This window comes from Leptothoe sp. ISB3NOV94-8A, assembly GCF_043421595.1.
GTDB classification, from domain to species: Bacteria; Cyanobacteriota; Cyanobacteriia; order Phormidesmidales; family Phormidesmidaceae; genus Leptothoe; species Leptothoe turfae.
On record NZ_JAXSQW010000001.1, the window covers coordinates 1,084,324 to 1,110,525 of the forward strand.

At 46.9% G+C, this 26,202-nt stretch carries 22 protein-coding genes; 10 read left to right on the forward strand and 12 right to left on the reverse strand.

Annotated features, from left to right (window positions below):
* The first annotated feature begins 37 nt into the window (after positions 1-37).
* On the forward strand, positions 38-1,360 hold the full coding sequence (locus SPB21_RS04790; RefSeq protein WP_499865747.1) for a dicarboxylate/amino acid:cation symporter: 1,323 nt from the start codon (positions 38-40) through the stop codon (positions 1,358-1,360).
* On the opposite strand, the gene SPB21_RS04795 is transcribed toward SPB21_RS04790, so the two are convergent.
* Together SPB21_RS04795 and SPB21_RS04800 are read right to left on the reverse strand one after the other, a co-directional pair.
* Entirely contained in the window at positions 1,357-2,784 is a 1,428-nt protein-coding gene (locus tag SPB21_RS04795; protein ID WP_163670578.1) for a PDC sensor domain-containing protein, read from the reverse strand. The genes SPB21_RS04790 and SPB21_RS04795 overlap by 4 nt on opposite strands.
* A gap of 140 nt (positions 2,785-2,924) precedes the next feature.
* Positions 2,925-3,644: a GntR family transcriptional regulator gene (locus tag SPB21_RS04800; RefSeq protein WP_499865749.1), complete on the reverse strand. Its 720-nt coding sequence runs from the start codon at positions 3,642-3,644 to the stop codon at positions 2,925-2,927.
* Positions 3,645-3,794: 150 nt separating this feature from the next.
* Between SPB21_RS04800 and SPB21_RS04805 the strand changes: the two genes are divergently transcribed.
* Positions 3,795-4,724 (forward strand): fatty acid desaturase, encoded by a 930-nt coding sequence (locus SPB21_RS04805; RefSeq protein WP_163670582.1) that lies wholly within the window; start codon positions 3,795-3,797, stop codon positions 4,722-4,724.
* A 151-nt stretch (positions 4,725-4,875) separates the two neighbouring features.
* Positions 4,876-5,880 (forward strand): alpha/beta fold hydrolase, encoded by a 1,005-nt coding sequence (locus SPB21_RS04810; RefSeq protein ID WP_499865751.1) that lies wholly within the window; start codon positions 4,876-4,878, stop codon positions 5,878-5,880.
* Between the two features lie 95 nt (positions 5,881-5,975).
* Here SPB21_RS04810 and SPB21_RS04815 read toward each other — a convergent pair whose 3' ends face one another.
* From SPB21_RS04815 to SPB21_RS04845, 7 genes are all read right to left on the reverse strand, one after another.
* Positions 5,976-7,319 (reverse strand): glutathione S-transferase family protein, encoded by a 1,344-nt coding sequence (locus SPB21_RS04815; RefSeq protein ID WP_499057695.1) that lies wholly within the window; start codon positions 7,317-7,319, stop codon positions 5,976-5,978.
* Between the two features lie 58 nt (positions 7,320-7,377).
* Positions 7,378-8,394 carry an NAD-dependent epimerase/dehydratase family protein gene (locus tag SPB21_RS04820; protein ID WP_499865753.1) on the reverse strand — a complete coding sequence of 339 codons (1,017 nt, stop codon included), beginning with the start codon at positions 8,392-8,394 and terminating at the stop codon, positions 7,378-7,380.
* Between the two features lie 12 nt (positions 8,395-8,406).
* The gene (locus tag SPB21_RS04825; protein WP_499865754.1) at positions 8,407-10,086 is read right to left on the reverse strand and encodes an O-linked N-acetylglucosamine transferase, SPINDLY family protein; all 1,680 of its coding nucleotides are present in this window, start codon (positions 10,084-10,086) and stop codon (positions 8,407-8,409) included.
* Positions 10,083-11,999, reverse strand: coding sequence for an asparagine synthase-related protein (locus SPB21_RS04830; protein ID WP_499865756.1), 1,917 nt, complete (start codon positions 11,997-11,999; stop codon positions 10,083-10,085). The genes SPB21_RS04825 and SPB21_RS04830 overlap by 4 nt, the downstream gene beginning before the upstream one ends.
* Before the next feature lie 16 nt (positions 12,000-12,015).
* The gene (locus SPB21_RS04835) at positions 12,016-12,417 is read right to left on the reverse strand and encodes a lasso peptide biosynthesis B2 protein (RefSeq protein ID WP_499865757.1); all 402 of its coding nucleotides are present in this window, start codon (positions 12,415-12,417) and stop codon (positions 12,016-12,018) included.
* 68 nt (positions 12,418-12,485) lie between these two features.
* Positions 12,486-12,767, reverse strand: coding sequence for a PqqD family peptide modification chaperone (locus tag SPB21_RS04840; protein WP_023074035.1), 282 nt, complete (start codon positions 12,765-12,767; stop codon positions 12,486-12,488).
* 400 nt (positions 12,768-13,167) lie between these two features.
* Positions 13,168-14,139, reverse strand: a complete 972-nt coding sequence (locus SPB21_RS04845; RefSeq protein ID WP_499865758.1) for a hypothetical protein — start codon at positions 14,137-14,139, stop codon at positions 13,168-13,170.
* A gap of 630 nt (positions 14,140-14,769) precedes the next feature.
* Here SPB21_RS04845 and SPB21_RS04850 point away from each other — a divergent pair.
* Positions 14,770-15,135: a lasso peptide biosynthesis B2 protein gene (locus SPB21_RS04850; RefSeq protein WP_348918274.1), complete on the forward strand. Its 366-nt coding sequence runs from the start codon at positions 14,770-14,772 to the stop codon at positions 15,133-15,135.
* A gap of 18 nt (positions 15,136-15,153) precedes the next feature.
* Positions 15,154-15,357, forward strand: a complete 204-nt coding sequence (locus SPB21_RS04855) for a Nif11-like leader peptide family natural product precursor (RefSeq protein WP_499865759.1) — start codon at positions 15,154-15,156, stop codon at positions 15,355-15,357.
* Positions 15,358-15,382: 25 nt separating this feature from the next.
* On the opposite strand, the gene SPB21_RS04860 is transcribed toward SPB21_RS04855, so the two are convergent.
* Entirely contained in the window at positions 15,383-16,480 is a 1,098-nt protein-coding gene (locus tag SPB21_RS04860; protein ID WP_499865760.1) for a hypothetical protein, read from the reverse strand.
* Between the two features lie 445 nt (positions 16,481-16,925).
* Here SPB21_RS04860 and SPB21_RS04865 point away from each other — a divergent pair, with 445 nt between their 5' ends.
* The 4 genes from SPB21_RS04865 (at position 16,926) to SPB21_RS04880 (ending at position 22,067) form a co-directional block, all read left to right on the forward strand.
* Entirely contained in the window at positions 16,926-18,725 is a 1,800-nt protein-coding gene (locus SPB21_RS04865; RefSeq protein WP_499865762.1) for an asparagine synthetase B family protein, read from the forward strand.
* Positions 18,726-18,979: 254 nt separating this feature from the next.
* A complete protein-coding gene (locus SPB21_RS04870; RefSeq protein WP_499865763.1) occupies positions 18,980-19,987 on the forward strand; it encodes a P-loop NTPase family protein in 1,008 nt (335 codons plus the stop codon).
* Between the two features lie 32 nt (positions 19,988-20,019).
* Positions 20,020-20,790, forward strand: a complete 771-nt coding sequence (locus SPB21_RS04875; RefSeq protein ID WP_499865764.1) for an SAM-dependent methyltransferase — start codon at positions 20,020-20,022, stop codon at positions 20,788-20,790.
* Positions 20,791-20,828: 38 nt separating this feature from the next.
* On the forward strand, positions 20,829-22,067 hold the full coding sequence (locus SPB21_RS04880) for a cytochrome P450 (protein ID WP_499865765.1): 1,239 nt from the start codon (positions 20,829-20,831) through the stop codon (positions 22,065-22,067).
* Between the two features lie 38 nt (positions 22,068-22,105).
* On the opposite strand, the gene SPB21_RS04885 is transcribed toward SPB21_RS04880, so the two are convergent.
* A complete protein-coding gene (locus tag SPB21_RS04885; RefSeq protein ID WP_023074026.1) occupies positions 22,106-22,393 on the reverse strand; it encodes a PqqD family protein in 288 nt (95 codons plus the stop codon).
* Between the two features lie 348 nt (positions 22,394-22,741).
* On the opposite strand from SPB21_RS04885, the gene SPB21_RS04890 reads away from it, so the two are divergent.
* A complete protein-coding gene (locus tag SPB21_RS04890; protein WP_499865767.1) occupies positions 22,742-24,565 on the forward strand; it encodes an ABC transporter ATP-binding protein in 1,824 nt (607 codons plus the stop codon).
* Positions 24,566-24,622: 57 nt separating this feature from the next.
* On the opposite strand, the gene murJ is transcribed toward SPB21_RS04890, so the two are convergent.
* Positions 24,623-26,005: a murein biosynthesis integral membrane protein MurJ gene (gene murJ, locus SPB21_RS04895; RefSeq protein ID WP_499865769.1), complete on the reverse strand. Its 1,383-nt coding sequence runs from the start codon at positions 26,003-26,005 to the stop codon at positions 24,623-24,625.
* Positions 26,006-26,202: the final 197 nt, after the last annotated feature.

Consider the following 26,202-nt stretch of genomic DNA (forward strand, 5'->3'; position numbering starts at 1 on the left):
TGCGCCTCTACAAGTTCAACATCTATACGGGCTTATTATGACGATTAATCCTGCGACTAAACAACAGTTTTGGTCAAATACTCTCTCACTCAAATGGTTACGCAGTCCCTGGGCAATTCTCATTAGTGTTGCACTAGCAATCTATGTCGGTACTACACATCAAGAATTTGCCATCTTGCTAGCACCCCTCGGTAATTTTTACTTGGGGTTACTGAAGATGTGTGTTTTACCTATTCTTTTAGCCGCTATTACCACTAGCATTGGCCGACTGATGCAGAGCAGCAATGCAGCTCAATATATCAAACGTATTTTGGTAATCTTTCCTTTAGGTCTCTTGTCTGCCAGTGGCTTAACCGTTATTCTGGCGGCTATGATGGGACCTGGGCGTAATCTATCTACCAAAACACTGGAATCTCTAGGAGTCCTGGTTAATAATTCTGGCATTGATTTAGAAATGGCGTTGACAGGGCCAATTCCTGAAGAATCCTCCAGAGGGATGGCCTCATTTCTGATTAGCTTGGTGCCCGAAAATATTTTTAATGCCCTGAGCCAGGGTGAAACATTAAAGGTATTGATTTTCTCCATTATTGTCGGTATTTCATTGGGGCTGATTCGCGATCGCGTTACTGAGCCCTGTTTCGATATCTTAGAAGCCATTTATAAAACATTTAATCAGCTAATTGACTGGCTGACCATGATTTTACCCCTTGGCCTCTTTAGTCTTTTAGCCTATCAGCTCTCTCAACAGGGGCTAGATGTGATGTTATCAATGATTAATTTTGTCATAGCTACCCTAGTCACGTTTTTAGTCATCTATGTTTTGAGTACGATAGTGGTCTGGCAACAATCCAAGATGCCCATCATTAAAGTGTTGTCAGCTTTACGTGAGCCGACCATCCTGGCCTTAGCGACGTCCAGCAGCTTAGCGTGTTTACCATCAGCTATTGCCCAGTTAACCGAAGCCTTAAATTTTAGTCGTCAAACTGTAAACCTGGTTACGCCTTTGTCAATTACACTTTGTCGATTTGGCTCAGTCATTTACTTTGCCTTGGGCTCAGTTTTTGTGATGCAGCTATATGACAAGCCAATAGGTCCAGTTAGCATCATGGTTGTAATTGTCGGATCTATTTTTGCCGGTATGGCAACAGCGGGGGTTACTGGCATTCTCACATTAACGATGCTGGGGATTGTGCTAGAGCCGTTACAGTTGCCGTTGGAGGCTGTCTTAGTTTTATTCGTAGCGATTGATCCCATTATGGACCCATTCCGTACTTTGGGTATTGTTCACACCGGCATTGCAACAACTGCTGTAATTGCTGATAAATCTAGCGGCAAAACTATTATCCCTGGTCTCAACTAGCGATTTCTATAGGCTTGTCGCACCTGCTGAGCATGTCTCAACAATGTCTCCAGCCGCTGACGATCGTCACCAGCGTTACCATGCTGATCAATCTCTGTTTTCAACAACTTAACCTGCTCAGATAGAGATTGTTGGCGGCTCATCACCACAGTAGCCATATCATTAAATAGTTTAGCAAGCTTACTAAACTCATCAGGTCGTGAAATAACATGGGCTAACGTCCGCGGATTAAACCGATTACGCTTAATCTCATCTGCCGCTTGATTTAGCTTATTAATGGGACGAATAATATGCAAGGCTGCGGTTAACGCTAACAAAGAAGCAATCACTGTAATACCAATACCAATAAGTAGGGTATGTTGAGCTGTCTCTCGAATTTTGGCCATATAGTCATCTTGAGGAATGGTGACTCCAATAATCCAATCAACTCCTAAGTCTTTTAGATGATAAATATGGGCGTGCTGCGTTTGCCCGTCTAAATCAAATCTAAAGGAGTACTGCTTTTTCATCTGATTCAGATCATCGATATTCTCTAACAGATGATTGACAGTTTCTCGTACCAATTCATTTTGGCTATTGGTTGCCGCTAGACGTAGTTTTTTGTCTCCTTGCACGATAAATGGCTTCTCATTGGCAGAAATTGCAATCAAATCTCCAGATGGCTCGATGATAAATGCTTTGCCATTAGGGCTAACAAATAAGTTTTTAAGGAAGTCACTGAGCTCAAAGAGGTAAACATCTATGCCAAATACCCCCTGTAGCTGGCCATTTTGATCAAAAATGGGTGTGGCACGAGTCAGGGTAAGATCCGCCCTAGAATTGGCAATATAGACCTGACTCCAGACAGGTTCTTTGTTGAAAGCGGCTTCTTTATACCAAGTTCTAACCCGAGGATCGTAGTCGAATACTGTCAGTTGGGTTGTTGGATTAGCCTTAGTATCCACTTCATAGGCAATGCGTTGAAAATTTGTGGTTTTATCGACAAAATCCATACGAGTTGAATCATCTTGACGTTCGCTGTAAACAAACTCACCCAACTCATTGCCATAGAAAAGATTATTAGTCAGTTCATCGGACTGGGTGAACGTCCAGAGAGTTTGCCCCAACTGACGAGTATCTTGAATATTGAGATTGCCACTAGCCACCTCGGTCTCAATTACAGAAGCAATCAGCGATGGTTTGGTCAAGTAGCTGTCAACCTGTTTTTCAATATTGGCAGCAACTTCTGTACTAATTTTTCCCACTAGCTCATCTACAGCTTTCTGACCGTTACGAAAAGCCAACCCGCTCGTCAAAAGAATGCCAGACACTAAGGGGGTGACCACACACAGGGGCAAACTCCAGCGAATAGAAACAAGCTGTTTAGTCGCATTAACTCCGGTAGTTATCCCGGTGGCTAGAGAACTTTTGAATTTAGCTGTCATAGGAGTGATTGCTAGGGTTAGAGGCTTTGAATCAAGCCAAGAATCTCCTACTAACATGCCCGTAGTCGCTACAGCATCAACATAATTTGCTGATTCCACCGGACTCCTATCTTATTCACCTGAAACTGGATGACTATTTTTCACTTCTCAAAGGAGAGAGAATAGCAAAAACGATCTGCTCGCGAGATTGTTTCCCCATGTAAGATGGGGGACTGATCATGGGTGTAAGCCGTATAGCGATACACAATCAGTGGTTGACCTAAGGGCACGTCTAAATAACCACTGATTTCATAGTCAGCATGAGTGCATTCAATGACTGCATCAACCTGCGCAATGACGATTCCATGAGCTTCAAGGGTTGGAAATGTCATTTGCCGCTTCAGCTGAGCACCAAACTGCTGCCCCAGTTCCAATACAAGATAGCTGACATCCACTGCACCAACGACGCCATCCATATGCAGCAGTTTTTTTTGCAGATAAACTGTTGACTTATCAGGCAACTGTAAGCATGTTTGCACAGCGTTAGAAGGACGAATTTTTCTAAAAGTAAGATTTTCAAATGTGAACTGAATCCCTTTACGTGCTAGATCTCGTTCTAGAAAAACCAAGGGGCTAGATAATGCATAGGCGACCTTTTGCCTGGGAGTGACAAAAACACCCCGCCCCTGTTGCGCTTGTGCCAACCCCTGACTAACTAGGTTGGCCACGGCTTGTCTAACCGTAATCCGACTGACATTAAAAGCCTCCATCAGCTGATGTTCGCTGGGCAATTTTTCACCAGGTAAGTAATCACCTGCCTCAATTTGCTGGCGAAGCTTCTCCGAGATACTGATGTGTAAAGGAACAGATGTTGACGACATATGGAAGAGTGCCTATGTCAGGATTTGATGAAATATCACCTAGCCTTGTTATAGCAGCTATGGTGTGCTACTTTTTACTTGTTATAACAAGTGTTTCAAGAGTTCAAGATGTCAGAACCGTTGAGCACTTGTCCCATCAACGTTGGAAAGATGTTAACTGACTCGACTCAAGCCCCTAACGTATCGGTGTCGAAACCTCATAAAATCTTGGATGTTTGTGAGCTTAAGACATTGAATACACGCACTAATCTGGACGGTGTAGCTAGGTTAGCCTTACATGTAGTTGTGCTTGGTGTCAGTGGCTACCTGTGGGGAAGTGCGTCCAGTTGGCTAAAGTTTCCCGCCCTGTTGCTCTATGGGATCGGCCTTGCCATGATGTTTTGTCCAACCCATGAATGTGTTCATCGAACAGCATTTGCTAATTCTAGGACCAATGATGTTGTGGGATGGTTAGCGGGTCTATTATCGTTCTATAACAGCACGTTCTATCGTTATTACCATAAGTGGCACCATCGCTATACACAAATTGCCGGAAAAGATCCAGAACTGGATGATCCTAAACCTGAAAATCTAGGCCAGTATCTATGGCGGCTAAGTGGTGCTTCTTGGTGGTATGATAAAATTAAAGGCCATCTAAAGATTTCTTTTAGGCAACTGGAAGATTATTACTTTTTGCCACAAAGTTCCTACGGAGACGTGATCTCGTCAACTCGGCTACAGTTAGGAACGTATATTGCGATCGCACTACTTTCCACAGCCCTAGGGCATCCCTGGTTTATTGTCACCTACTGGTTGTTGCCACTGGCGTTAGGACAGCCATTCCTCAGATTTGTACTCATTGCAGAGCATACAGGGTGTACGAATGATGATAATCCTCTCACAAATACACGCACAACATTAACGATATGGCCGCTCCGACTCTTGATGTGGAATATGCCCTATCACGCTGAACACCACCTTTATCCGTCGATTCCATTTCATGCGTTGCCCAAGGCTCACCAAAAACTGAAAGATTCTTTCTCTCGAGTCGATTCAGGATATTTCCAGGTGAATCGATCAATTATTAGCGCTTTGCAATAAGAGAGAACATTAATCCTTTCTCTCCTCAAAAGAGGTAATTTCCCTTTGGATAATCCCCCCTGTCACCTGTCTAGGAAGAGATTAACGTCTTGATTTGAGCATTGAGCATTGAGCATTGAGCACTGCATTTACTTCATTCGTAAACAGAATCATGACGTCTCCTAACAGCTTTGTTTTGAAAGAGTTTCCACTACAGTGTGGTGTAGTGTTGCCTGAAGCAGAGATTATCTATCAAACCTATGGAGAGTTAAATTCAGAGCGCAGTAATGGGGTACTATATCCCACATCTTACGGAGCACAGCACAGTGATGTTGACTGGTTGGTGCGTCCAGAAAGTATTTTGGATCCCACTGACTGGTTTGTAATTATGCCAAATATGTTTGGTAACGGCCTTTCCACATCGCCTAGCACCTGTCAGGATGCCAAGCGACCAGGGTTTTGCTTCACCCACTATGACAATGTGCGAGCCCAAGCTGCATTGTTGGACAGCTTAGGCATTGATCAGTTAGCCCTGGTATACGGCTGGTCCATGGGAGCCCAGCAGGGATATCATTGGGGTGCACTTTATCCAGAGCGGGTGAAGCGGATTGCAGCATTGTGTGGCACCGCTAAAACTACTGATCATAATCGGATTTTTCTCTACAGTTTGAGGGCTGCTTTACAGGGTGATCCCACCTGGAATGGTGAGCGATTTGAAGGGATACCGGAAAAAGGGTTTCACACGTTTACTCAGATTTATGCCAGCTGGGCTGCGTCGCCAGCTTATTATCGAGCAAAGCCTTATCTGGCATGGGGCTATGGGTCGTTAGAAGACTATCTGCTGCGGAGTTGGGAAGCGGGTTATCGACGGCGCGATCCGCATAATTTACTGGCAATGATTGAGACGTGGCTACACTGCAATGTGGGAGATAATCCCATCTATGGGGGTGACTATGTTAAAGCAATGGGGTCAATTACGGCCAAGACCTTGGTGATGCCTGCTACAACAGATCTGTACTTTACACCGGAAGATTGTGAGGCAGAGGCCAAACTAATCTCCGGAAGTAACTACGTTCCAATTCGTTCCATTTGGGGCCATCGAGCTGGCAATCCTTACCAGAATCCTGAAGACGAGATCTTTATTAAGCAAACGGTTGAGATGTTGCTAGCCAGTTAAAGAGACGTTCCATGGAACGTCTTACATCATTACCCCATCACTCATCTACCCATCGACAGCCCCAACCTGGGGCTTTATTTTGTGCAGTCCCCTTATTATCCCCTCAGCCAGTTCAATCCAAACGGCAGAGATTTTTCTGCTGCACCATCAGGGGTTTCTGAAGAGAATTCTGCCGGATTTTGATCATACCGATTACGTATTGGAATAGCTGGTCCTTGAGCATCACCGACTAGCGCCGCTGTCTTTTCTAGGGCCATCCGCAACCGCTTTCCTGCATAAATCGACATGTCGCGGGGGACATTGACCCGGTCTCGCAGATAGCGCAGACCATTATCGCTCCCCTGGGGTGGTTCACACGCTTCCCCCGTCATCAAGTTGGTGAGAGCACAGCGCAGGGCTTCATCAAACATCTGATCGTCTGTGGGGTTGACGCGAATAATATTGCCACGATGTTTTAATACCCGATGCAGTGCTTCCACACGAGAGTTTTCGGGTTCAGGGTAGCCCACATCCGGTAGACCCAACCAAGGTCCCTGGTCTACCCGTTGTTGATTAGCCCTGGCCTCGGGTTCGCCATTTTCCCAGCAGCCTCCCATTTGGGGTGGGAGGTCATGGACATGGGTATGAAAATCACTCTGGGTACCGCGATAGGTGGGGCGAGTTTCCATAGCGTCAAACCAGGCAGCCAAACCAGGATTCTCTTCGCGCATGGAGTAGCCTTTGTAGTAAAACAGGCTGGCATTCATGCGCTCCACGTAGGGGGTAAATACCAGGTCGACAACACTGAATTTTTCTAAAAAGTACGGGCCAGGAGTAGCCGCTAGCGCTTCTTCCACCTTAGCTACCACAGCCACAAATTGCTCGCGGTTAAACTGCTCCTGACGGGCAGAGCGAACGGGTTGGCACAGCCAGCTACACCAGGCACGGAACAGCAGGCGCTCTAACCGTCGCAGGGGAATTGCCTGGGGAGCCAACATGCTTACGGTCAGTGGTCCAAATGCCTGCTCCAGAGCGATTAGAATATCATCGCTTTCTGTAAGTCGCTTTCCATCTAACTCTACCCCAGGCAGCGTACCTGAAGGCACCTTCTGTTTATACCAGGCTTCAGCCTGGCATAGTTTAGCAGAAAAGTTTTCATCAAACTGGATAGCAGGCAGCATCCCAGATGGGACAAGGGCTTTATACCATGTTTCTTTGGTGCCATAACAGAACATGGTTACTTTTTTAATGGCATAAGGAATTTGCTTTTCCTCTAGCCATAGCCACACCTTCTGGCAGTAAGGGCACCATGCGTGGTTGTCCCTGAACAGCGTTAGCAGCGGCTCTTTTTGACCGAATAATCTCAGCGTTGCTTGAGGATTTGTTGGGCCATTGATGCGATCACGTTGAATTGTGTCTAGCGCTTCTAGCTCGGTCCAAGACAGTGGTTGAGTAGTCATGCTTGCGTATTGAATGCTGACTACTCCAAGCTAACGCTAAACGCACCACCCTAGGAGGTCACTTCAAGGCGTTTGCAAGCTTTACCACACTTTTGGTGGTCCCCTTACTTGTCTGATGTCGCCATTGATTAAACCAATTTAGTGTTGCTTGCAACCCAGTAAATAATGAATATTCTGCCGTGTATCCCGTACGAAGCAGGGCCTTGTTACAGCCTACCCAGTGAGATGGATCGCCTCCTCTTTTATTGCCTTTAAAGGTAACACGCTCGATGCTTTGATGGGCCATCGTGACAATTAGATAGGCTAGATCACGAATTGCCGTACCGTTACCAGAGCATACATTAAATATGGGTGCGCCAATTCTTGTCTGGCTAGTCAACGTTGCGAGTGCGCGTGTGGCATCCTCAACGTGAATGAAATCTCGCACTTCCCGACCACTGCCAAATAACGAAATGGGTTCATCGGAAAGCAACGTCCTATGCAGAATGTCAAACACCACTTGTTTTTTCTGTCTTGGTCCATAAATAGAAAAAAGACGTGCGATCGCAGCTTCAAACCCATAAAGGTCTGAATAGACGCGGATGTACTCTTCTGCGGCTAATTTACTGACACCATAGGGGGAAATAGGTCTAACAGGTGTCTCCTCCGTAATTCGATGGGTGGGGGGCTCACCATATACAGCCGCTGAAGACGCAAAGATAAAACGACCTCTGAATTCACAGTTGCGCAGCGCATCGAGTAAATGGACGGTGGCAACTAAGTTTTGTGAAAAGTCTTGAGTGGGCCATATGATAGAACCTGAGGCGTTGGCCATGCCCGCTAGATGAAAAATTGTATCAAACCGTTGATCGACTAAAAACTCACCAAGCTGTGGAGTGAGTAGATCAAGTTGGACAAATTGATGCGGCAGTTTTAGCCAACGCCCATACGCTGAGTTGCTCGCCGCAGGTGGATCAATGTCAATGCCCGTTACATGGGCACCAGCAATGGTTAGCTGATCGCACAGTGCCAGGCCTAAAAAGCCACTCACGCCTGTAATAAGAACACGCTGACCACGTAAAAAGGTATGGATCATGGAGCCATATATTTAAAGTACATGTTGAAACACGGGCGTTTGTTCTAGAAATGTGAAAAAGCTTTTTTCCAATGCCTCAACACAAGACAGGTCATCATAGAGGCGATGCTTATTCTGCGCCATTTGTTCTGTTACGACCTGACGCCAGTGCTTGTTGCGCCCGAGACAGATGGCAATTTCCCCATAGTGCTCAACGCTGGTTGCCACCGTTGAGATCACGCCCATTTGTTGTAAAATTGCGCTGCTGACGCGCCCACGGACAAACTCTCCTGGCATCGTTACAACCGGTAAATCATGGGTGATTGCTTCCAGCGTTGTGGTTGTCCCAGCGACGTCAATGCTGTCTAGAAAAATGTCTCCAAGCGCATTGAGACGATGGTAATTAGCATCTGACAATGTCGGTTGCATCACCACAAACTGATCCATATCTAGCTCAGCGTCAGAAAAAGCTGGTCGCAAGCGATTTTCAAAAATACGTGTCAATGCCTCCGAGGACTTATGCTTGAGGAAAACAAATTGGCAATCGCCAACGGCCTTTGCAATCTGAGGGTAGAGGCGATCATATTGCGGCAGGTATTTAAACAGGGATTGCAAACATAGATAAACAACAGATGATGATCGCAGTCCATATGCTTGTCGCTGTAGATCCGCTCCGGTAACCTGGGACGGCGTGTAGTGAATGGACAGATTGGGCAATCGAATCAATTTTTCTGTGTGATGGTGTTGTGCATTCCTGGGTTCTAGCAAGTCGCCACTCAAGTAATAGTCCATTGTTGGTAGACCGCTGGTGACATAGGTGCCCCAAGTAGTGCATTGAATGGGAGCGAGGCGCAGCGCTGATAGCTGAATGCTGATCTTATCCATACTGACTTCTGGATAAAGCAAGACGTGGGGATGATCGGTGCTGATAATCTGGCCCCAGGCTTCGATGGATCGTGTCCCATCTGTGTAGGAATGCAGTAGCGATCTCGCCAGGTCTGTTGCGTGATCTTTTTTTGTCCCTAACGAATAGCCAAATAGTTGAAACCGTTCATGATTTAGATGCTGCAACCACCCCTTTAAAATCACTTTCCATACAGAATGGTTGTGAAAATGACCGAAAACAATGCCGATCCGTAGTGGCTCTGTTGTGTTATGAACAGGTGTCTTGGGAAATGGTAATGGGCGTTGATAATACCATTGTGGATAGCGTGCTGCCATAATATGACAGACCACATCTCCATAGAGTCTCTGCAACTCAGTATCGTCATACCCTTGATAGATCAAGTAAAACGGACTCACGGTACCGACAACCGTCGCCAGTTCGGCAACAGCCTGTGTTGGAGCCTTCTGCAAACGTTGGTGCAGCTCAAGCAGCTGACTATGATATCGATGTCGGCTGGACAATACCTCTTTTTGTGTTCGATAAATAATCGGGATCTGTAGCATGCAGGCAAAATAGCGGGCGGCTAGAGAATCCGGTTCAAGTGCGATCGCCTGATCACAGCATTGCAAAGCTTGTTCAGATTGGCCAAGATGATGATACGCTTTCGCCAGACCCAAATAGCTCTCAACGTTCTCTGGCTCAAGCGTTAACGCTTTTTCGTACCAGCCAATGGCCAACACACTTAGTCTTGGCTCGGGCGGGTGATTCAGATACAACGTGGCCATTTGATGGCAGTCAGTTACCGTGTCCTGGTTTGTGCCCATCATGCGACCACCTTCGTACAAACATTTGCACAGGCCAACGTGATGGCTAACGCTTCCGTACCCCGCTCAAACCCTGTTGCCTGATCTACAGCTTCCGTAAGACGTTTCAAATCGAGATATTGAGCGACAGCATGGAAACGTGGGTCTGCCTGGAGCTGTTCGAGCAATTCTGGCAAGGCCGCGACCATCACCTGGCCAATCACATCAAAGGCCGCTTGCTCTACTTTAGAACGATTCCACCGGATCTCTTGGGGAAGTATACCCCCCACGGCGCGGCGCATTAAAGAACGCGTCCAGCCATTTTGCACAAACTGCTCCGGCGGCACCCCCAAACAAAACTCTAAGATCCGCCGATCTAGCAGTGGATAACGATAAGAGACACCTTGCCTGGCCCCATTGATGGCCCAGGATTCAAGGCGCTTAGTAATGTGACCGTTGTCTAGCCAGCGCCACTGCATTTGTTGCACACCAGGACGCTCACGCAAAGCCACGCCCCGTAATCTTCGCACCGCCTGCCCATGGGCATCGGCAAACTGAGGATTGATCCAGCTCTCTGGATAGCGGCTGTGTCGCCCCGCAAGCAGCACTGCAATGGGCTCTGGGATCAGAGGGATCAACACTTTTTCGTAAAACAGACGGGCATATCGCGCCGTTTGTCGTACTTGTGAGATATTATCGCTTGTCTTTGTGAAGGCACACAATTCATGGTGCAGCTGTTGCCACCGGCCTTGCAAGAACTGTGAAGAGAGACACCCCCAACCATGTCCTGTCACCGTTTCATCACCGCCCCATCCTGAAAGCATCACGTGCACGTGATCCTGGCTAGCCTGCTGCAAGACAAGTTCTTCTCGCAGCATCATTTCGTAGGGCACACGGGTAAAATCACGCCGATACGTGCGCACAACATCCTCTACACTGAGGTCGATATAGTTACAAGCAATGGCATACTGACGGCAGAGTGCTTCGATAAGATCATGTTCATTTCCCGCTGGTTTGTTTGTTCGAATTGGCTGGGGTGACCAGGAATAGGCCTTCAGCGTCTTGTCTTGGTGCTGTAGCAGCTGCGATGCAATGGCGACAATAGTGGACGAATCTAGCCCACCGCTTAGGTGCGCACCAATGGGCAGATTCGTTTGAATACGGCATTCAACAGCCTGGAACAACAAGTCTCGTAACTGCTCGGCATAGGCCTCATTGGATGGCAAGCGAACGTCGCGAATATTGCCTAAAGACCAATAACGACACAGCCGGCTCGTCTCTTTTGTCACCAACAGGTGATGGGCAGGGGGGAGCTTGAAAATATTGGCCTGAAATGTCTGATGCTTCTCAGCAAAATATGTATCTTCTTGGAGATGCGCAGCTAGCAGCGGCTCGTTCAACTTTTGAGGCACGGAGGAACAGGCCAGCATAGCTTCGATATCTGAGGCAAAGACAAAGCAGCTGGGAGCGTCATAATAAAAAAATGGCTTCAGCCCCATATGATCCCGACCGCAAAACAATTTTTTGCGTTGCTGATCCCAGATAACAAAAGCAAACGCCCCAACTAACTGCCCAACGCAGGCTTTCTGCCACTTCGCGTACCCTAATAGAATTAAGTGGCTATCAGTGAGTGTGCGACGTTCACTCACGGGAATCTTCAATATCTCGTATAATTCTTCCCGATTATCGATCCGTGCATCGGCTATGATAAACAGTCCTAAAGCCTGTGGATGGGTAATCGGCAAACGCTCAGGATTTGATGTAGAGTCTAGGTCACAAAGAGAATAACCGAATCCGATCTCCTCTCCGATCTCCTCAGTGCAGTGGGCGCGAGTGCCCGTTGGCCCCCACAGCTTTATGATGGCTCGCATGGCCCCCAATGTTTCAGGGGTGACAGGTTGGCCGTTTTTGTGGAAAATCCCAAAAATGCCGCGCATAGTCTACTTACCGTGTCTACTTTCCGTAAAATGCAACAACCTGATACTGAGCAGCGATCGCCCCGCCCGTAATCGTTTGCTCCCCAACACGTAGCCAAGCGTGCGCCGCCAGCTGGGCACCTTCGTTGCTGAGTCCTAGATAGAGCGTACTGGAAATCCCACGCATCCGCAGCATGAGCTTTCCTGAGATAGCTTGTGCCAAACAGTTACTGCGCCAAGGCGTGTAAGGGCTTACCATAGTGATAGCTGTGGCAATCTGTTGGGCAATCAGCTGGTGAGACCCCGTGCAAACTTTAGGCGTTTCACAATTCAGATGGCCAAGACAAGATCCGAGAAGACGCAACGGTAAAACAAGTACCGCACAGCGAGACAACGCCAGCAGTGCAGTTGCTTCCAACAACATGAACTGTGTTGCCATCGGCAGGTTAATGTAGCGCCCTACTCTATAGCGCCATCCTGGTAGAGCCCTATCTATATTGCTGTGCACTATGATTCAACAACATGGGCTACTTTTTCATCGATCATCCGCTGTAGAAAAGCTTGTGTATCAGCGAGACAAGTATCCGCTGATACCGCATAACGTTCCTGCAAGGCAGCACAAATTTCAGCAATTGTTACAGGGTGCTGTATTAAATGCCAGATCTCGCTCCCCACAGAGTCGAGCGCGAAGTAATTATCTGTCTCCAGACTCATCATCATCACTTCGTTGCCTAAGTTAGCTGCGATGAGGTCTTCTTTTTGCACAATTTTAGTTGTCAGCTCAAGCATTTACGTCTCCCAGGGGCATGTGTGAAGTGCATCTCGATTATGCAAATAAAGCCCTCATCTTCAACCCATCTCTCTCAGAATCTATCGATACTGTTTTGACTCAGTAGATATCATGAAGGTCTACAAGCACCAGCTTCTACATTAGGGATGAAAGGACCGCTGTTGGTATCCTTAACGCTAATTTTCTTTAGCTCGGGAGCTGTCCATTGTTTTTTATGGGTAGATGCTTCGTTTTTCATCCTGCTCAATCCTCGTTAATGATTTTAATGTTGCAAAAGGGTGTTTAGCATCCCTTTCGAGATGCTACTAATTCATATTTCCCAAATTCACAAAGAAAACTTAGTCTAAACCAGGTCTAACGGTAAAATTTAAATTGATTGTCCGCAGACTCAGAAACCCTTTAAAGAGAATGTACTTTCTGCAATAGTGTGATCTGATTTATCAGTGAAAAACCATTCCTAGGTCGTGTTAGCTGGCATATCTGGCCAGCACGAATCAGTTCAGCCGTCTGCCTAAAGAGTCGTTTTTGTACGCCCAACGCTTGGGTGTACTCCCCTCGAAAGACATTCTTAACAATGGCAGCTGTCATCTCTGGCATTGATAGTGGTGTGATGTCCACGTTCTCAACATCGCCTGGGTTAAGCAAATAGATCATTCTCAGGGCGGTGGGCACTGACGCCAACTCATCCTGTAATAAACGCGAGTACTTATCTTCCTTTTGCCATACCCTTTGCATCAGTTTTTTATTGTGTCCCAGCTGCTGGATGGTGTCATGCCATAATCTAAGCTGGGCCATGCCTGGCAATACCTGGAACCCACGGCCTGGAGAAAACTCAAGAGCACATAGATCTTCTGCCAGCAGTTTATACCCAGCATCGATCAAGCCTGCTGCCAGGGTTGATTTTCCAGAACCAGATGGTCCCATAAAAATTAAGGCACCTTGGTCAGTTGCGATCGCGCTTGCATGGAGAATCAGCTGATGGCGTTGATGGAGTAATGCACCAATGCATTGGGAAAACAAATACAACCGGATAAGATTATCAGAACAACCTGCATGGGGCTGAACCACAATCTCACAGCCATTGGTGACGTAATAATTAGCGATATTGTCAAGACGCAATAGATACGCGTCTGGTTTAACCTGACTAAATCCATCATCAAGCTGGTGACCCTCTAAGAGTCTAGGGACAGGGCCAACTCTGATGACAATATCGGGGGGTGAGTGAGTGGCAGCAATGGGCAATAGTTCGGGGCATTCGAACTCCGATACGATGTGCAACCCAAATCCACAATAATGATGAAAATGATTGTTTGGATGGTGTAGACGTATCTTCAATTGTTCAGTGGTTTTTGTCTCTAAATCGATCCACATCCTTTCCCCTTTAAAAAACCAGAATCCTGGATTTAGATTTTTCAGATAAATTAGGAGACGATTACAATAGACTAAAAATCTCTACTACTCAGATCTTGCCCTAAGGTCGGTTGTGAAGCTCGAACCCACGCTGGGTTAAAAACCCAACGCTAATTGAGGGCTGTCCACTCAAGGGACAAGATTGGCTGGGCAGCTCTAAATAGAGAGCTTTTAGGGATTCTTTAACCGCTTGAGCGGTTTTGAGCCAGTTAGCCTTGCGACTTTGAGTCTAAGGCGGGTTAATGCTTCCTTGCCAGGTGCAAGATCTCAGTACTAACTTAATGGTCTTACAAAAAGAGGATCTCAACGATTGTGTAAGCTGCCATCAGTAGTTATACGAATGTTGTCTAAATCAATCTTTGGACTGTTAAAAACCCTTGGGCAACAAGTTAATATTGAATGAAATTTATGTATTTTTACAAGTGTTTTACCGGTGAGGGTCGAGTATTATTCACCTGTTTTGTTGAGTATGTGTAAAAATCGAAAGTTATTATTATCTTAACTAGGTTAGTTCGTAAGTTCCGTACGCTATGGAGTTTAGATGTCGAGAGCCGATGGCTGTTACTACAGACTTTTCTGCTCTTGCCATCAGTGGCCCTATCCTTAAAATTCTGGGGGCTAAAGTTCACCCAAGCAATATTAGTAAAACTGTTCCCTATCCCAGCTTCGCCGCCACCTAATCATTCACACCGGCTTATTACCACAACTCGGATGGTGCAGTTGGCGGTAAAATACTGTCAGCCTTGGGCTAACTGTTTAAAAAAATCATTAGTATTATGGAGCTTACTACGAGCTCAGGGGATTGATGGCCAGTTGCGCATTGGGGTGCGACAAGATGCCCAAAAATTTGAAGCCCATGCCTGGGTAGAGTGGCAAGACTTGATCCTGGGCGATCGCCAGGATGTGCGGGAAAGATTTGCCATGTTTGATCGCCCCATTGACATTTCTTCTTTGTAAGTAAATTAAGTAAACAAGATGTCGATTCAAACGGCCTTACAATTTATTCAGCATGTTCGTAGCAATGAGACAGTTCAACATCAGCTTGAATCGACGGATCTACAGGTGGGGTTAGCCTCGTTGGTAGATATCGGAGCTATGTATGGCTTTGAATTTACGATGGAAGAACTGCAACAGGCGCACAGACATGACTGGATGATGCGCTGGGTTCATTTTCAGTAAGACTGAAAATGAACAGGCAAAGCGTTCAATCCATGGACACTGATATCGAGCTTGGCCTACTTGCTGAGGGTGGAGAGAGCCATTCGTGGGCAAACCATAAATATCCTTTTGCTTCCAAGGGAGAGTGGGGATGATAGACCACCTTGATGTGGCTGACGCGGCGGCTCAGGCTGGTAAAACAGTTCTGAGGGCGCAATAATGAGGCCTTAATCAACTCCCCCGGCCAATGGGTGGGGATAGTCATGGGGGTGGTTTGTCCTGGCCATTGCAAAAAAGCTTGTCGCTTGGCAGGCGTACAGTATCCCTGATCAACGAGGGTATCTAAAAAATTGGCCCAACCGGGTTCATCCTGGGGCTGCTTTAGGAAAATACATTCAAAGCCTAACTTGGGATATACCTGTTGCCCCACATCCAGGCACACCGTGATCCGATCCACTTGGGTCGCTAGTTTTGTCATAAGTGACTCGATTTCATCGGTTTGGCCTAGCCATTTTATCCGTTGTAAGTACGGGACCAACAGCTCCGGCTGTAGGCGCTTGACATTCACCCGCAATGCCTCGACAGAACGGGACAACATGACGCCAATATGGCTGACGAAAGTACCTTCTGGACAAGCCGTAAAGCAACGTTTTAACGAATCCTGCCAGGGTACCCAAGTGGATCCCAGAAGACTATCCAATACTTGGCTGGCCTGAACAAATGATTGGGATGGATCTGAAAGATGGGTGGGTAAAGCAAAGAAGAGCGAGGGCAACAGCCGAGGGTTTGAGACATCACTGTCAAACTCAAGCCAAATCTCTGGAATGCTGTCATGAAGACTGGAGTCGGGATCCGACCAGTGATGGAGGAAGGTCTGAATGTGGTTCCATAGCGGATTAATTGCCAAGGATGGCTCGGCAAGATATTTTTTCAATAGCGCTGGTTCATCATTGCCAGATATGACACATTGTTGAATGTCCACCTGGGGTGAGTTGTCCCCTAGACGACACTCAAATCCACCCCGTAAAATCGGGGCCATCTGACTGGCAAGGATTTTGAGCCCAGGCACCTGGTTTGGCTCCAATAATGCGGCGGAGAGTTGGGGTAAGAGTAAGTCAATGGATTCAGCAAATACAGCCGTCATCGGTTTTAGGAGTGTTATGCGCAAGTTAACTAGCTGATGCCCTCGTTAACCTGGAAATGGGCTGATTAGCAACTAACGCTAAGCCATAAATACGATAGCGCCATAGCGTTAGACCTTCAACAGTTAGGTCTTTATGATCACCATAATGGGGCAGTAATCCCATTTAGTCTTCAGATAGATCGGGTTAATCTTTCCTTTAGATGATTCAATAACTCCCATGGTGTACATAATTTTGCGTAGGGGCCTACGCCTGCTTTACTGCGGTGATTTATGTGTTTTTACGAGTGTTTTTACAAGTATGTTTCACTTATCATTCGTTTGTTTTGTTGAGTATGCGTAAAAACCGAAAATCATAATTATCGTAACCGTGGGCAATCCAGAAACTGTAGTCCTTGCTTTAAGAGCACATGTGATCCGCTCACATTTTTGAACTTTTTCTAATACTATGAGTGGTTTTGTTGCTATTCTCAATGGAGAGGGTCACCCCCTTGACTGTTCTTTGCTTCAGCAAATGACAGATTTAATGGTGTTTCGCGGCCCAGATGCCCAGAATATCTGGAGTGAAAGTTATGTGGGGCTTGGCCATGCCCTGTTGCGCACCACTTGGGAATCTGAGCAAGAATGGCAACCCCATAGTTTAAATGGCACGGTTTGGTTAACTGGAGATATCCGCCTCGATCGCCGCCAGGGGGTAATCGATCAACTCCGCCAGGCTGGGTGCATGGTAAAACCAGAGGCCGCCGATGTTGAACTGGTTTTACAGGCCTATCAGGTTTGGCAAGAGAATTGTTTAGACAGACTGAGTGGAGATTTTGCCTTTGCCCTATGGGATGGTCCCCGGCAGCGTCTGTTTTGTGCACGGGATCAGTTTGGGGTGGTGCCGCTCTATTATGCCACCGTTGGTAACGGTGTCATTGTCAGCAACCATTTGAATTGTCTACGGCTGCATTCGCACGTGTCCGATTATTTGAACGAGCAGGCGATCGCAGACCTACTGTTGTTCAGTATGAATATGGATCGCAGCAGTACCACCTTTGCCGATATTCAACGGTTGCCCCCAGCTCACACCCTGATATGGTCCGCAGGCAAGGTGCGTATCCAGCAGTACTGGCAGTTGCCAGAACAGGTGGAAATGCTCCACTATAAAGACCCACGGGAGTATATCGAACACTTTCGAGAATTATTTGACCGGTCTGTGGCCGATCGGCTGCGTACCGGTCAAGTAGGTACCCATTTAAGTGGCGGCATGGACTCCACCAGTATTGCGGCCACGGCCCATGGTTTGTTGAAAACAACTTGTGGCTTTAAGGTTGACCTCCGGGCCTACGCAATTGTTTACGACCATTTGATCGAAGAAGATGAGGGAACCTATGCGGCACAGGTTGCTCAACAGGCTGGAGTGCCCCTGGAATACCTTATTGCAGAAGATTTTATTGAGCAAGCTCCCCCAGAGAAACCAGACTATCGTTATCCTGAACCTCTCCTAATTCCCACCCAGGTGGCAGAGGTGGAGATTATTCGCCGGGTAGCCACCTATGGTCGCGTCTTACTGCAAGGATTTGGCGGGGATCCCGCCCTTTATCCAGTGCCCATCAATCTATCTCAGTTACTACAATACCAGTATTTTATTCCTAATCTCCTGGGCTGTATGGGAACACTTCGCTCAAAGCTCCACCTCCGAACTCGCCTTAATCGATGGCTTGGAAGAGACCAAACGATGGTGTTACCTGGCTGGTTTAACCCAGATTTTGCTAAACGAACGGACCTAGCCGCAAGATTGCAAGAACAATTGACGATATCACGACAACTAGAACGCTATGGGATGGCCGCTGAACCCCTTTGGTCTAACATTTTTGGCTGGTCTGACCCTGGCTTCAGCGGCTTCCCCGTTAAATCGCGCTTTCCCTTTTTCGACTTGCACCTGGTGTTATTTTTACTGTCCGTCCCACCAGTCCCCTGGTTCCAAAGTAAGTTCTTGTTACGGGAAGCGATGCAGGGGCGATTGCCAGATTCTGTGCGGCAGCGGCCTAAAACCCCTTTAGGTGAGTCTCCCCATTACAAGTTGATGCAACAGCGAGGCATCCAACCCTGGATGACAGAATTAATTCATACCACTGCGTTAACACCTTATATTAAGTCAGAACAACTATTACAAACGTTGCAAAAGCCTGAAACTCTCACTTCCCTGGGCTATAATCAGGCATCAAGCGTTTTACAACTTGCTTATTGGCTATGCCATTCATAGCATCCATAGGCTGAGTTTCATTTCAGTCAAGAATAACGGCACTCAAGTACCATACTACAGGATGATTATCATGTCTCAAACGACTCCTAATAAGACACCAAAATCAGGCAAGCGTCTATACCATTCTCCTAAATTCGATAAATTAGGTAAAGTGAGTGAGCTTACGCTGACTAGCACAACATTTGTGGGTTCAGACGGTGGCAGTGGAATTTTCCAATATGCTTCATAGCTGACGTTTTGAACGGTCTATATCTGTGCCTCAACAAGCTTCTAAGCAGAATAAAACATACAGGATTTATGGCCTGACCCTCCAGGTAAATCGATGTTTGCCTAATCTCATCTCCGCTAGCCCTGATTTACCCATTGATGTCAAGGTTGACTTAATGGGTGGGGAGAAATCCCAGATACCGTCTCCTGATGTTGAGTTTGTGTCGTCAGGATTGACGGTTGTCACCCAGGGCGATGTACCCTATTACCAACTTTGGTTTCGTGGCGATGGACAGCTTAATTTTGAGATCGATGCTCTGGGTACTGACATTTCAGCCACCTGGGATCGCTCGGTTCTAGAAGAAGTTACTGGCCTCTTAGTGGGACCCGTTTTAGCTTGTGTGTTGCGGTTGCGAGGTAGGTTGTGTCTTCATGCCTGTGTGGTTGCCATGGGGAAACAGGCCATTGCCATCGTAGGTGACACCGGAGCCGGAAAATCAACTACAGCAGCAGCCTTGGTCAGTCAAGGCTACCCAATGCTGGCTGACGATGTGGCGGTACTGGACAATTCATCCCAGTCCTGGCATGTCCATCCGGGCTATCCTCGTCTACGGCTATGGCCTGAAACGATCCAGGCTGTATATGGATCAGAAGCTGATTTGACAAGGGTTTTTAGCTTTTCGGAGAAACGTTTTGTTGAGTTAACTCCCAGTGATTCTCCAGCGCTCAATCAAACGGCATGGAACTTTTATCCTCATCCCCTACCGTTGTCGGCTATTTATGTCTTAGATACCGTGAATCAAGATCAGCTGACAGCGACAGTGCCAACAATCGACCCCATTTCCCCGGCTGCCGCTGTGATGCTACTGATGAGACATCGATCGGCTGGCCAGTTGATGAACGCGGATGCCGATCAGCAAGCTAGGGAATTTGCAGCGATGAGTTCTGTGGTCAGGGATGTACCTGTGCGAAAGGTGAAACGCAGTCATAATTTGCAGGCACTGTCTCAACTCTGTGATGCGATTGTAGAAGATGTGAGGCTGAGTGCGGTCTAGAGCTGCAATGCCATTAACCCAGGAATTGTTAGATGACCATGGACACTGGAGTAGTCTTGGACTTAGATCGTTTTTATTCAACTGAATCGGTTCAGGCCTGGAAACAGATTATTGGTGAAGATTTACATTATCATTTTGGTTATTTTCGAGGTACTGAAACATTAGAAACAGGCTTAAAACAAACGGTTAGAAATTATTATCCCCATATTCCCCCGGGTTCAAACGTTTTAGATGTTGGCTGTGGTTGGGGTGGTCCGGCCCAACTATTAATTGCAGAACGGGAATGCACGGTCACTGGGATTACCTGTAGTACGGCCCAAATGAATTATTGTCAAAGCCTAGGTTTACATGTATGGCAACAGAATTTAGATCAAGATTCTAGGAGAATTCCTGGCGATTATGATGTGATAGTTAGCCTTGAAATGATTTCCCATATTCAGGACAAATTAAGCTTGTTACATCGTCTACGTTCCTGTGGAGCACGCTTAATTTTGTCAGAAAGCTGTGCGGCAGATGGTTATAGCGGTGATCGTTTAACATTTGGTAACTCCATTGTGCTTTGCACTGTTTCTGAACTGGTGTGCAATTTGGAGTCGGCAGGCTGGACCATTCAATCTATAAAAAATCGACGGGTTTACTCCCTACGGACGATCTTACTTTGGCAACAGAATTTTGAGCGGGTCTATGGTGATTCTGAACCCCCTGGACAGCTTGGCGTTTTGCGTGGCCTGGTGGATACTGCGTTGCGATCGCCCAGAGGTTGGTGTCAGTCTTTCCCGTTGATAGACATCGTGGCAAATTGAGGTATTTCATTTAACGTTAGCTGCTAAAAAAAGCCGAAATGGACTGTCTACCTTTTGACCCTCGATTGCCAGAGTTTCGGGCCAACCCCTATCCTACCTATCGTTATCTGCAGACCCATCATCCCATTTATTATCGGTCTGACCATAACGACTGGTTACTGACGCGCTACGCTGATGTTGCAGACGTTCTCAAAAGTTCTAAGTTTGGTCGTACAGAACACCACCAGTCATCGGTACAACAAATCAGCAGCCAACGGCCTCTGCATCGATTCTTCAAACTGCGACAGGAAAGCCAAAACCTGATGGGCCTATGGCTAGTGCTGAGAAACCCACCCGATCACAGCAGAATTCGTTCTCTTTTACATCATCCCTATCGGCCTGTCCGGGTTCAGGCCTTGCGATCGCATCTGCAAACAACAGTCCATACCCTGATTGATCGGGTCCAAGCTCAAGGCCAGATGGACCTGATTGCAGATCTCGCCTATCCCCTCACCCTCAGTTTGAACTGCAAAATCTTAGGCATTCCGCCCCAAGCTTGGCATCCCAAGTTTAAGCAGTGGTCAGAAGATTTATCTGTAATTGCAGATATGGATGTGACACCCATGGCGAGAGAACGGGGACTGTTAGCGATCGCTGGCTTAGCTGACTACTTTCAAAGTTGGTTTGATCAATGTCGCAACATTACTCAAGGCCAGGACAACTTAATTGCCACCCTGATGCAAGCCGTAGCCGACCATCAGTTAAGTGAAACAGAACTGCTCTCAACCTGTATATTCATGTTTACCGTTGGGCACTCTTCCACTGCAAATTTATTAGGCATAAGCATGCTCACCTTACTTCAACATCCGCATCAACTGCAGCTACTCCAGAGTGAGCCATCCTTAATGGGGACGGCAATTAATGAAGTCTTGCGTTACGACAGTCCGGTGCAGGGTGTCTCACGCAAAGCACTGGTGGATGTTGAACTTGACGATCACATGATTCCACAGGGGCAAGTGGTGAACTGTATTATCGCTGCCGCTAATCGAGATCCGGCTAAATTTTCTGAACCTGATGTTTTTAACATTAAACGTAGCCCCAATCCTTTCCTGTCCTTTGGCCAAGGCATTCATCTGTGTATCGGCAAACATATGGCTAAACTTGTGGCGGAAATCACCGTGGGGACTTTAGTACAACGTTTACCTAAGTTATCCTTCGTATCCACAGCGCCAGAGTCTTTCGACTGGGAAGAGTCTTTTCTGGGACGGGGATTAAAATCATTACCGCTCTCATTCTAATCAATCGAGCCAGCATGATTATAGAATAGCCAAGGAGGTTATGCAGCACTCAGTTCAACTAAACCATGGGTTAATAATTCGTCAATTAATGTTTCCACATCATGCTGTAGCAGTGTTGGCTCCACATCATATTCAGTTTGCAAGGTGGCGATGGCCATTTCAATGGACTCCTTCTCAATCAAGGTTTGCCACATATGAGTCCCCACATCATCCAGTCCAAAATATTCCTCAGTTTGAATATTTAACAACACAGACTCTCCGGCTAAGTCTTGAGCCAACACATGGGAGGTCACGGATAGTCCTTGATCTAACGAAAATTGCATCATAGTTTTAGGATTGTTGAACGAAATCGGGATCTGGAACCCATAGTCTGGAGAAAACTCAAGAGCGCAATTGATTCACATTCTTTTCCTGTGACAAACTAGAATCTTAGATTTAGATTTTGCAGATAGACTTCAGATAAACTTAGGGATTGATTACGGCAAGCCAAAAATCTCTATTAAATTAATGGTCTTACAACAAGAGGATCTCAACGATTGTGTGAGTTGCCATCAGTAATTATACGAATGTTGCCTGAATAATTTTCCAGACTGTCAAAAACACTTTTTATAGTATTAAATGAGTACGCTGAGCACTATTCAGGTCACACAGTCTAACCCAAGTCAGGAACTGAGATGCAGCGTTGGCTTCCAACCATTCTTCCGCAAGGAATATACCTTATTATTGCCATAAAAATAATTTGGCAAAGCGCACCGCAGTGGACATGTGTAAGCTCCCTATTGCTTGTGCTTCAGGGTCTGCTGCCTGCCACCTTTTTCTACGTCAGCAAAGTAATTGTAGACAATATTGGAGCTATCTTTAGTACAGCTCATGCCCTTCCCAATTCATGGCATAGCTATACTCACCTGATGCCATGGTTATTAGTACTTGGGGGCATTGCCATTGTTGATATTGTCTTAACAAGCACCACTGACTTGGTCAACACGGCACAGGGTGAAAAAGTAACCAACAGCCTGCAAGATATTCTCCATGCAAAATCCATTGCCGTAGACTTGGCATACTATGAAAATCCTCAGTATTATGATGTGCTCCAACGGGCTCAAAATGAAGCATCGTTTCGCTGTAATCAAATTTTGAGTAGTCTGGCGAATGTCTTCAAAAATGCTGTTTTGCTAGCTGCCCTCAGTGGACTTTTGCTGTCTATTTCTTGGCAGATTATCGCTCTTCTAGTGGCTGCCTCCCTCCCTGTTTTGTGGGTTCGGCTGAAATATACCCGTGTCTTTTACCGCTGGCAACGTCGCCGTACAGCTTTGCAGCGCCAATCTTTTTATATGAGTCATTTACTGACGGAGGCAAAGTTTGCTAAAGAAATTCGCCTGTTCAATTTAGGCTCATTTTTAAGACGTCGGTATCGCACAGTACAAACTAAAATTTATCGAGAAAAATTAGCGATCGCAACCAAGCAAGCTGTCTACAACTTTAGCACCCAGCTCTTTGGTGGAGTATTGTTACTCGTTAGCTATGGCTATATTATTTATCGAGCATTTAACAACGAATTTACCTTTGGTGACTTAGTTCTTTATTATCAAGCTATGCAGCGAGGGCAAACCGCATTAAAACAGTTTTTTAATAGTTTGGCGCAACTCCATGAAAATAATCTATTCCTCAAAAATATCTTCGAATTTCTGGAACTAACACCCCATGTGCTGGAACCTGAGCAGCCCCAAGTAATACCCACCACATTTCAGGAAGGCATTGTTTTCGAGCAGGTTAATTTTAAATATCCCAACACTCAACGCCAGGTTCTGCACAACATTAACCTCAGGGTTGCCCCCGGTGAAACCATTGCCCTAGTCGGTGAAAATGGATGTGGGAAGACGACGCTGATTAAGCTACTTTGTCGGCTGTACGATCCCACATCAGGAGATATCTACTTAGAGAGTAAAAATATTAAACACTACGCAATTTCCGAGCTGCGACGACAAATCAGCGTTATTTTTCAAGACTATGCCAGGTACTATCTCACAGCCCGCGAGAATATTAGCTTTGGCAATATTGAACACCACCATGACGTTACACGGATCGAAGCTGCGGCCCGTCAGTCTGGTGCTGAGTCAATTATTCAAACGCTTCCTAAGGGCTATGAAACTATTTTAGGCAAACTCTTTGATCAAGGCGAAGAACTAAGCATAGGCCAATGGCAAAAAATTGCCTTAGCCCGAGCCTTTTTGCGAGACTCACAAATTATGGTTTTAGATGAACCCACTGCCGCTATGGATCCCAAGGCAGAATATGCTGTGTTTCAAAAATTAAAAAGCTTAGCTCGTCACCAGGCGATTGTTCTGATTAGTCATCGTATGTCCACTGTGAGGCTGGCCGACCGTATTTATGTAATGGAACAGGGAAAAATCGTTGAATGTGGCAGCCACGCTGAGCTGATGAACAATCAAGGGCTTTATTTCCAGTTGTTTGAAATACAAGCTGAAAAATATCGTTAGAGAGAAACGGATATTTGCTCTCAAGTACAAGCCCACAGGGGCATGGAAGTTAACTTGTCAGGGTTTCAACACCAATCGCTCCCGCAGCCAAAGCCACATGCCAAGGCTCAACACCCCATCGACCACACTGCTCCCCAGCGCCAGCCCCGCAACGCCTAGGGATTGATATAGAAAACCGTTAAATAAAATGTTTAACCCCAGACTCCAGGCGCTTAGCCAGCCTAATGCTCGATGGGCGCGGAGCACATGTAGGACGCGGACCAGCAGTTCTCGGCTCAGGTACGCCCCCAGCCCCAACCCATAGCAGCGTAGTACGTGCCCCACCAGTAATGTCGCTTCCGGGTCAAAGGCCCCCCGCCGATACGTCAGTGCCACAATGGGGGTGGCCAACAGTGCCATCAGCCCGCCCATGGGTAAAACGAATCGGAGCATAAGACTTAAAGCTCGCTGCGATCGCTCCCATAGCTCCCCAGGCTCATTAGCCACCTGCGCCAAGTTTGGCACCAGCGGTACGAGCATCACATTGGAAAAAATCCCTGCCGGGGCCTGCACTACTAGAAACGCCAGCGTTAGCGCACTGGCCGCCGCCCCCGGCTCAGGTAGCCATGAGGCAAAGGCCAAGTCAATGTACCAGTTTGCTCGGGTAACACTCATAAATAAGCAGCTAGAGGCAATCAAACGCAGCGCCACGCGGATTTCTGACCACGTGCTCAGATGTCGCCAAGCCACACTCAACGAATGACTAAGTGGGTACCCCCGCAGGCCCAGCCACAGCACTCCCCACTGCAGCACCGCCCCTGCTAAGTAGGCCCAGGCCAGCACCTGACCGCTCGCTAGGTCAGCGCTATTGAACTGTTGTTTGACCCCATGGTTAAACCAAAATGCGCCTGCGATCGCAGCCAAACTCGACAGCAGCGGACTCAGCGTTGGCAGCCAATAGTTACGATGCCAGGTCAACAGACCAATGTTAAGGCCGATCATGCTGCCGAACCACACCGTCGCAGCCATAATTTGCAACTGCCGAATTGCCAAGCCTCGGACGTCACCCGCCCCCACCGCCAGCCCCGGCGCGATCAGATCAATACCCTGGGGAGCCAACCAAACTAGCAAGCCAGTCACCCCCAACATTGCGCCACCGATCACCACCGTTAACGCCCGAACAATGGCCCTGGACTTCTCCGGAGGATAGTTCGCCAAAATAGTCAAAACGGCACTGTGCAACGGGCCATTAATCCCCCCCAGGACAACTAGAAACAGGTTTGGTAATAAAACTGCATACTGGAAGGCTCCATAGAGCGGCCCAATCCCAAAAACAGCTGCGTTTACCTGCTCTCGCATCAAACCAACCAGCCGGGTGGCCAGGGTTGCCCCCGCCACGACGCTGGCCGATGAAGTCAGAATTTGAACAATTTTTGGAAACAGGGACAAACGCTTGGGCAAGACTCAATCCTAACTAAGATTTAAGTTTGCTTCGTTGAAGACCAGTAAAGTCTCCACAGTACCGTAAGCTGACATTGAACAAACCTTCCTTCTCGTAGAAAACAACAGTGTTTACCCATAGAACAGAAAGATTTTTGTAAGTGTAGTCCTCTTAAGCCTTAGCCATTGGTTTACCAAGAATCCGAGAAAAATATTGG

Coding starts and splice junctions, on each gene's coding strand:
- SPB21_RS04885 (WP_023074026.1), bottom strand. CDS start 22,393: ATGATGCAATTTTCGTTAGATCAAGGACTATCCGTGACCTCCCATGTG.
- SPB21_RS04860 (WP_499865760.1), bottom strand. CDS start 16,480: ATGACGGCTGTATTTGCTGAATCCATTGACTTACTCTTACCCCAACTC.
- SPB21_RS04845 (WP_499865758.1), bottom strand. CDS start 14,139: ATGTGGATCGATTTAGAGACAAAAACCACTGAACAATTGAAGATACGT.
- SPB21_RS04830 (WP_499865756.1), bottom strand. CDS start 11,999: ATGCGCGGCATTTTTGGGATTTTCCACAAAAACGGCCAACCTGTCACC.
- SPB21_RS04875 (WP_499865764.1), top strand. CDS start 20,020: ATGACCATGGACACTGGAGTAGTCTTGGACTTAGATCGTTTTTATTCA.
- SPB21_RS04815 (WP_499057695.1), bottom strand. CDS start 7,319: ATGACTACTCAACCACTGTCTTGGACCGAGCTAGAAGCGCTAGACACA.
- SPB21_RS04890 (WP_499865767.1), top strand. CDS start 22,742: ATGCAGCGTTGGCTTCCAACCATTCTTCCGCAAGGAATATACCTTATT.
- SPB21_RS04790 (WP_499865747.1), top strand. CDS start 38: ATGACGATTAATCCTGCGACTAAACAACAGTTTTGGTCAAATACTCTC.
- SPB21_RS04805 (WP_163670582.1), top strand. CDS start 3,795: ATGTTAACTGACTCGACTCAAGCCCCTAACGTATCGGTGTCGAAACCT.
- SPB21_RS04820 (WP_499865753.1), bottom strand. CDS start 8,394: ATGATCCATACCTTTTTACGTGGTCAGCGTGTTCTTATTACAGGCGTG.
- SPB21_RS04865 (WP_499865762.1), top strand. CDS start 16,926: ATGAGTGGTTTTGTTGCTATTCTCAATGGAGAGGGTCACCCCCTTGAC.
- SPB21_RS04855 (WP_499865759.1), top strand. CDS start 15,154: ATGTCGATTCAAACGGCCTTACAATTTATTCAGCATGTTCGTAGCAAT.
- SPB21_RS04825 (WP_499865754.1), bottom strand. CDS start 10,086: ATGATGGGCACAAACCAGGACACGGTAACTGACTGCCATCAAATGGCC.
- SPB21_RS04840 (WP_023074035.1), bottom strand. CDS start 12,767: ATGCTTGAGCTGACAACTAAAATTGTGCAAAAAGAAGACCTCATCGCA.
- SPB21_RS04800 (WP_499865749.1), bottom strand. CDS start 3,644: ATGTCGTCAACATCTGTTCCTTTACACATCAGTATCTCGGAGAAGCTT.
- SPB21_RS04795 (WP_163670578.1), bottom strand. CDS start 2,784: ATGACAGCTAAATTCAAAAGTTCTCTAGCCACCGGGATAACTACCGGA.
- SPB21_RS04880 (WP_499865765.1), top strand. CDS start 20,829: ATGGACTGTCTACCTTTTGACCCTCGATTGCCAGAGTTTCGGGCCAAC.
- SPB21_RS04810 (WP_499865751.1), top strand. CDS start 4,876: ATGACGTCTCCTAACAGCTTTGTTTTGAAAGAGTTTCCACTACAGTGT.
- SPB21_RS04835 (WP_499865757.1), bottom strand. CDS start 12,417: ATGGCAACACAGTTCATGTTGTTGGAAGCAACTGCACTGCTGGCGTTG.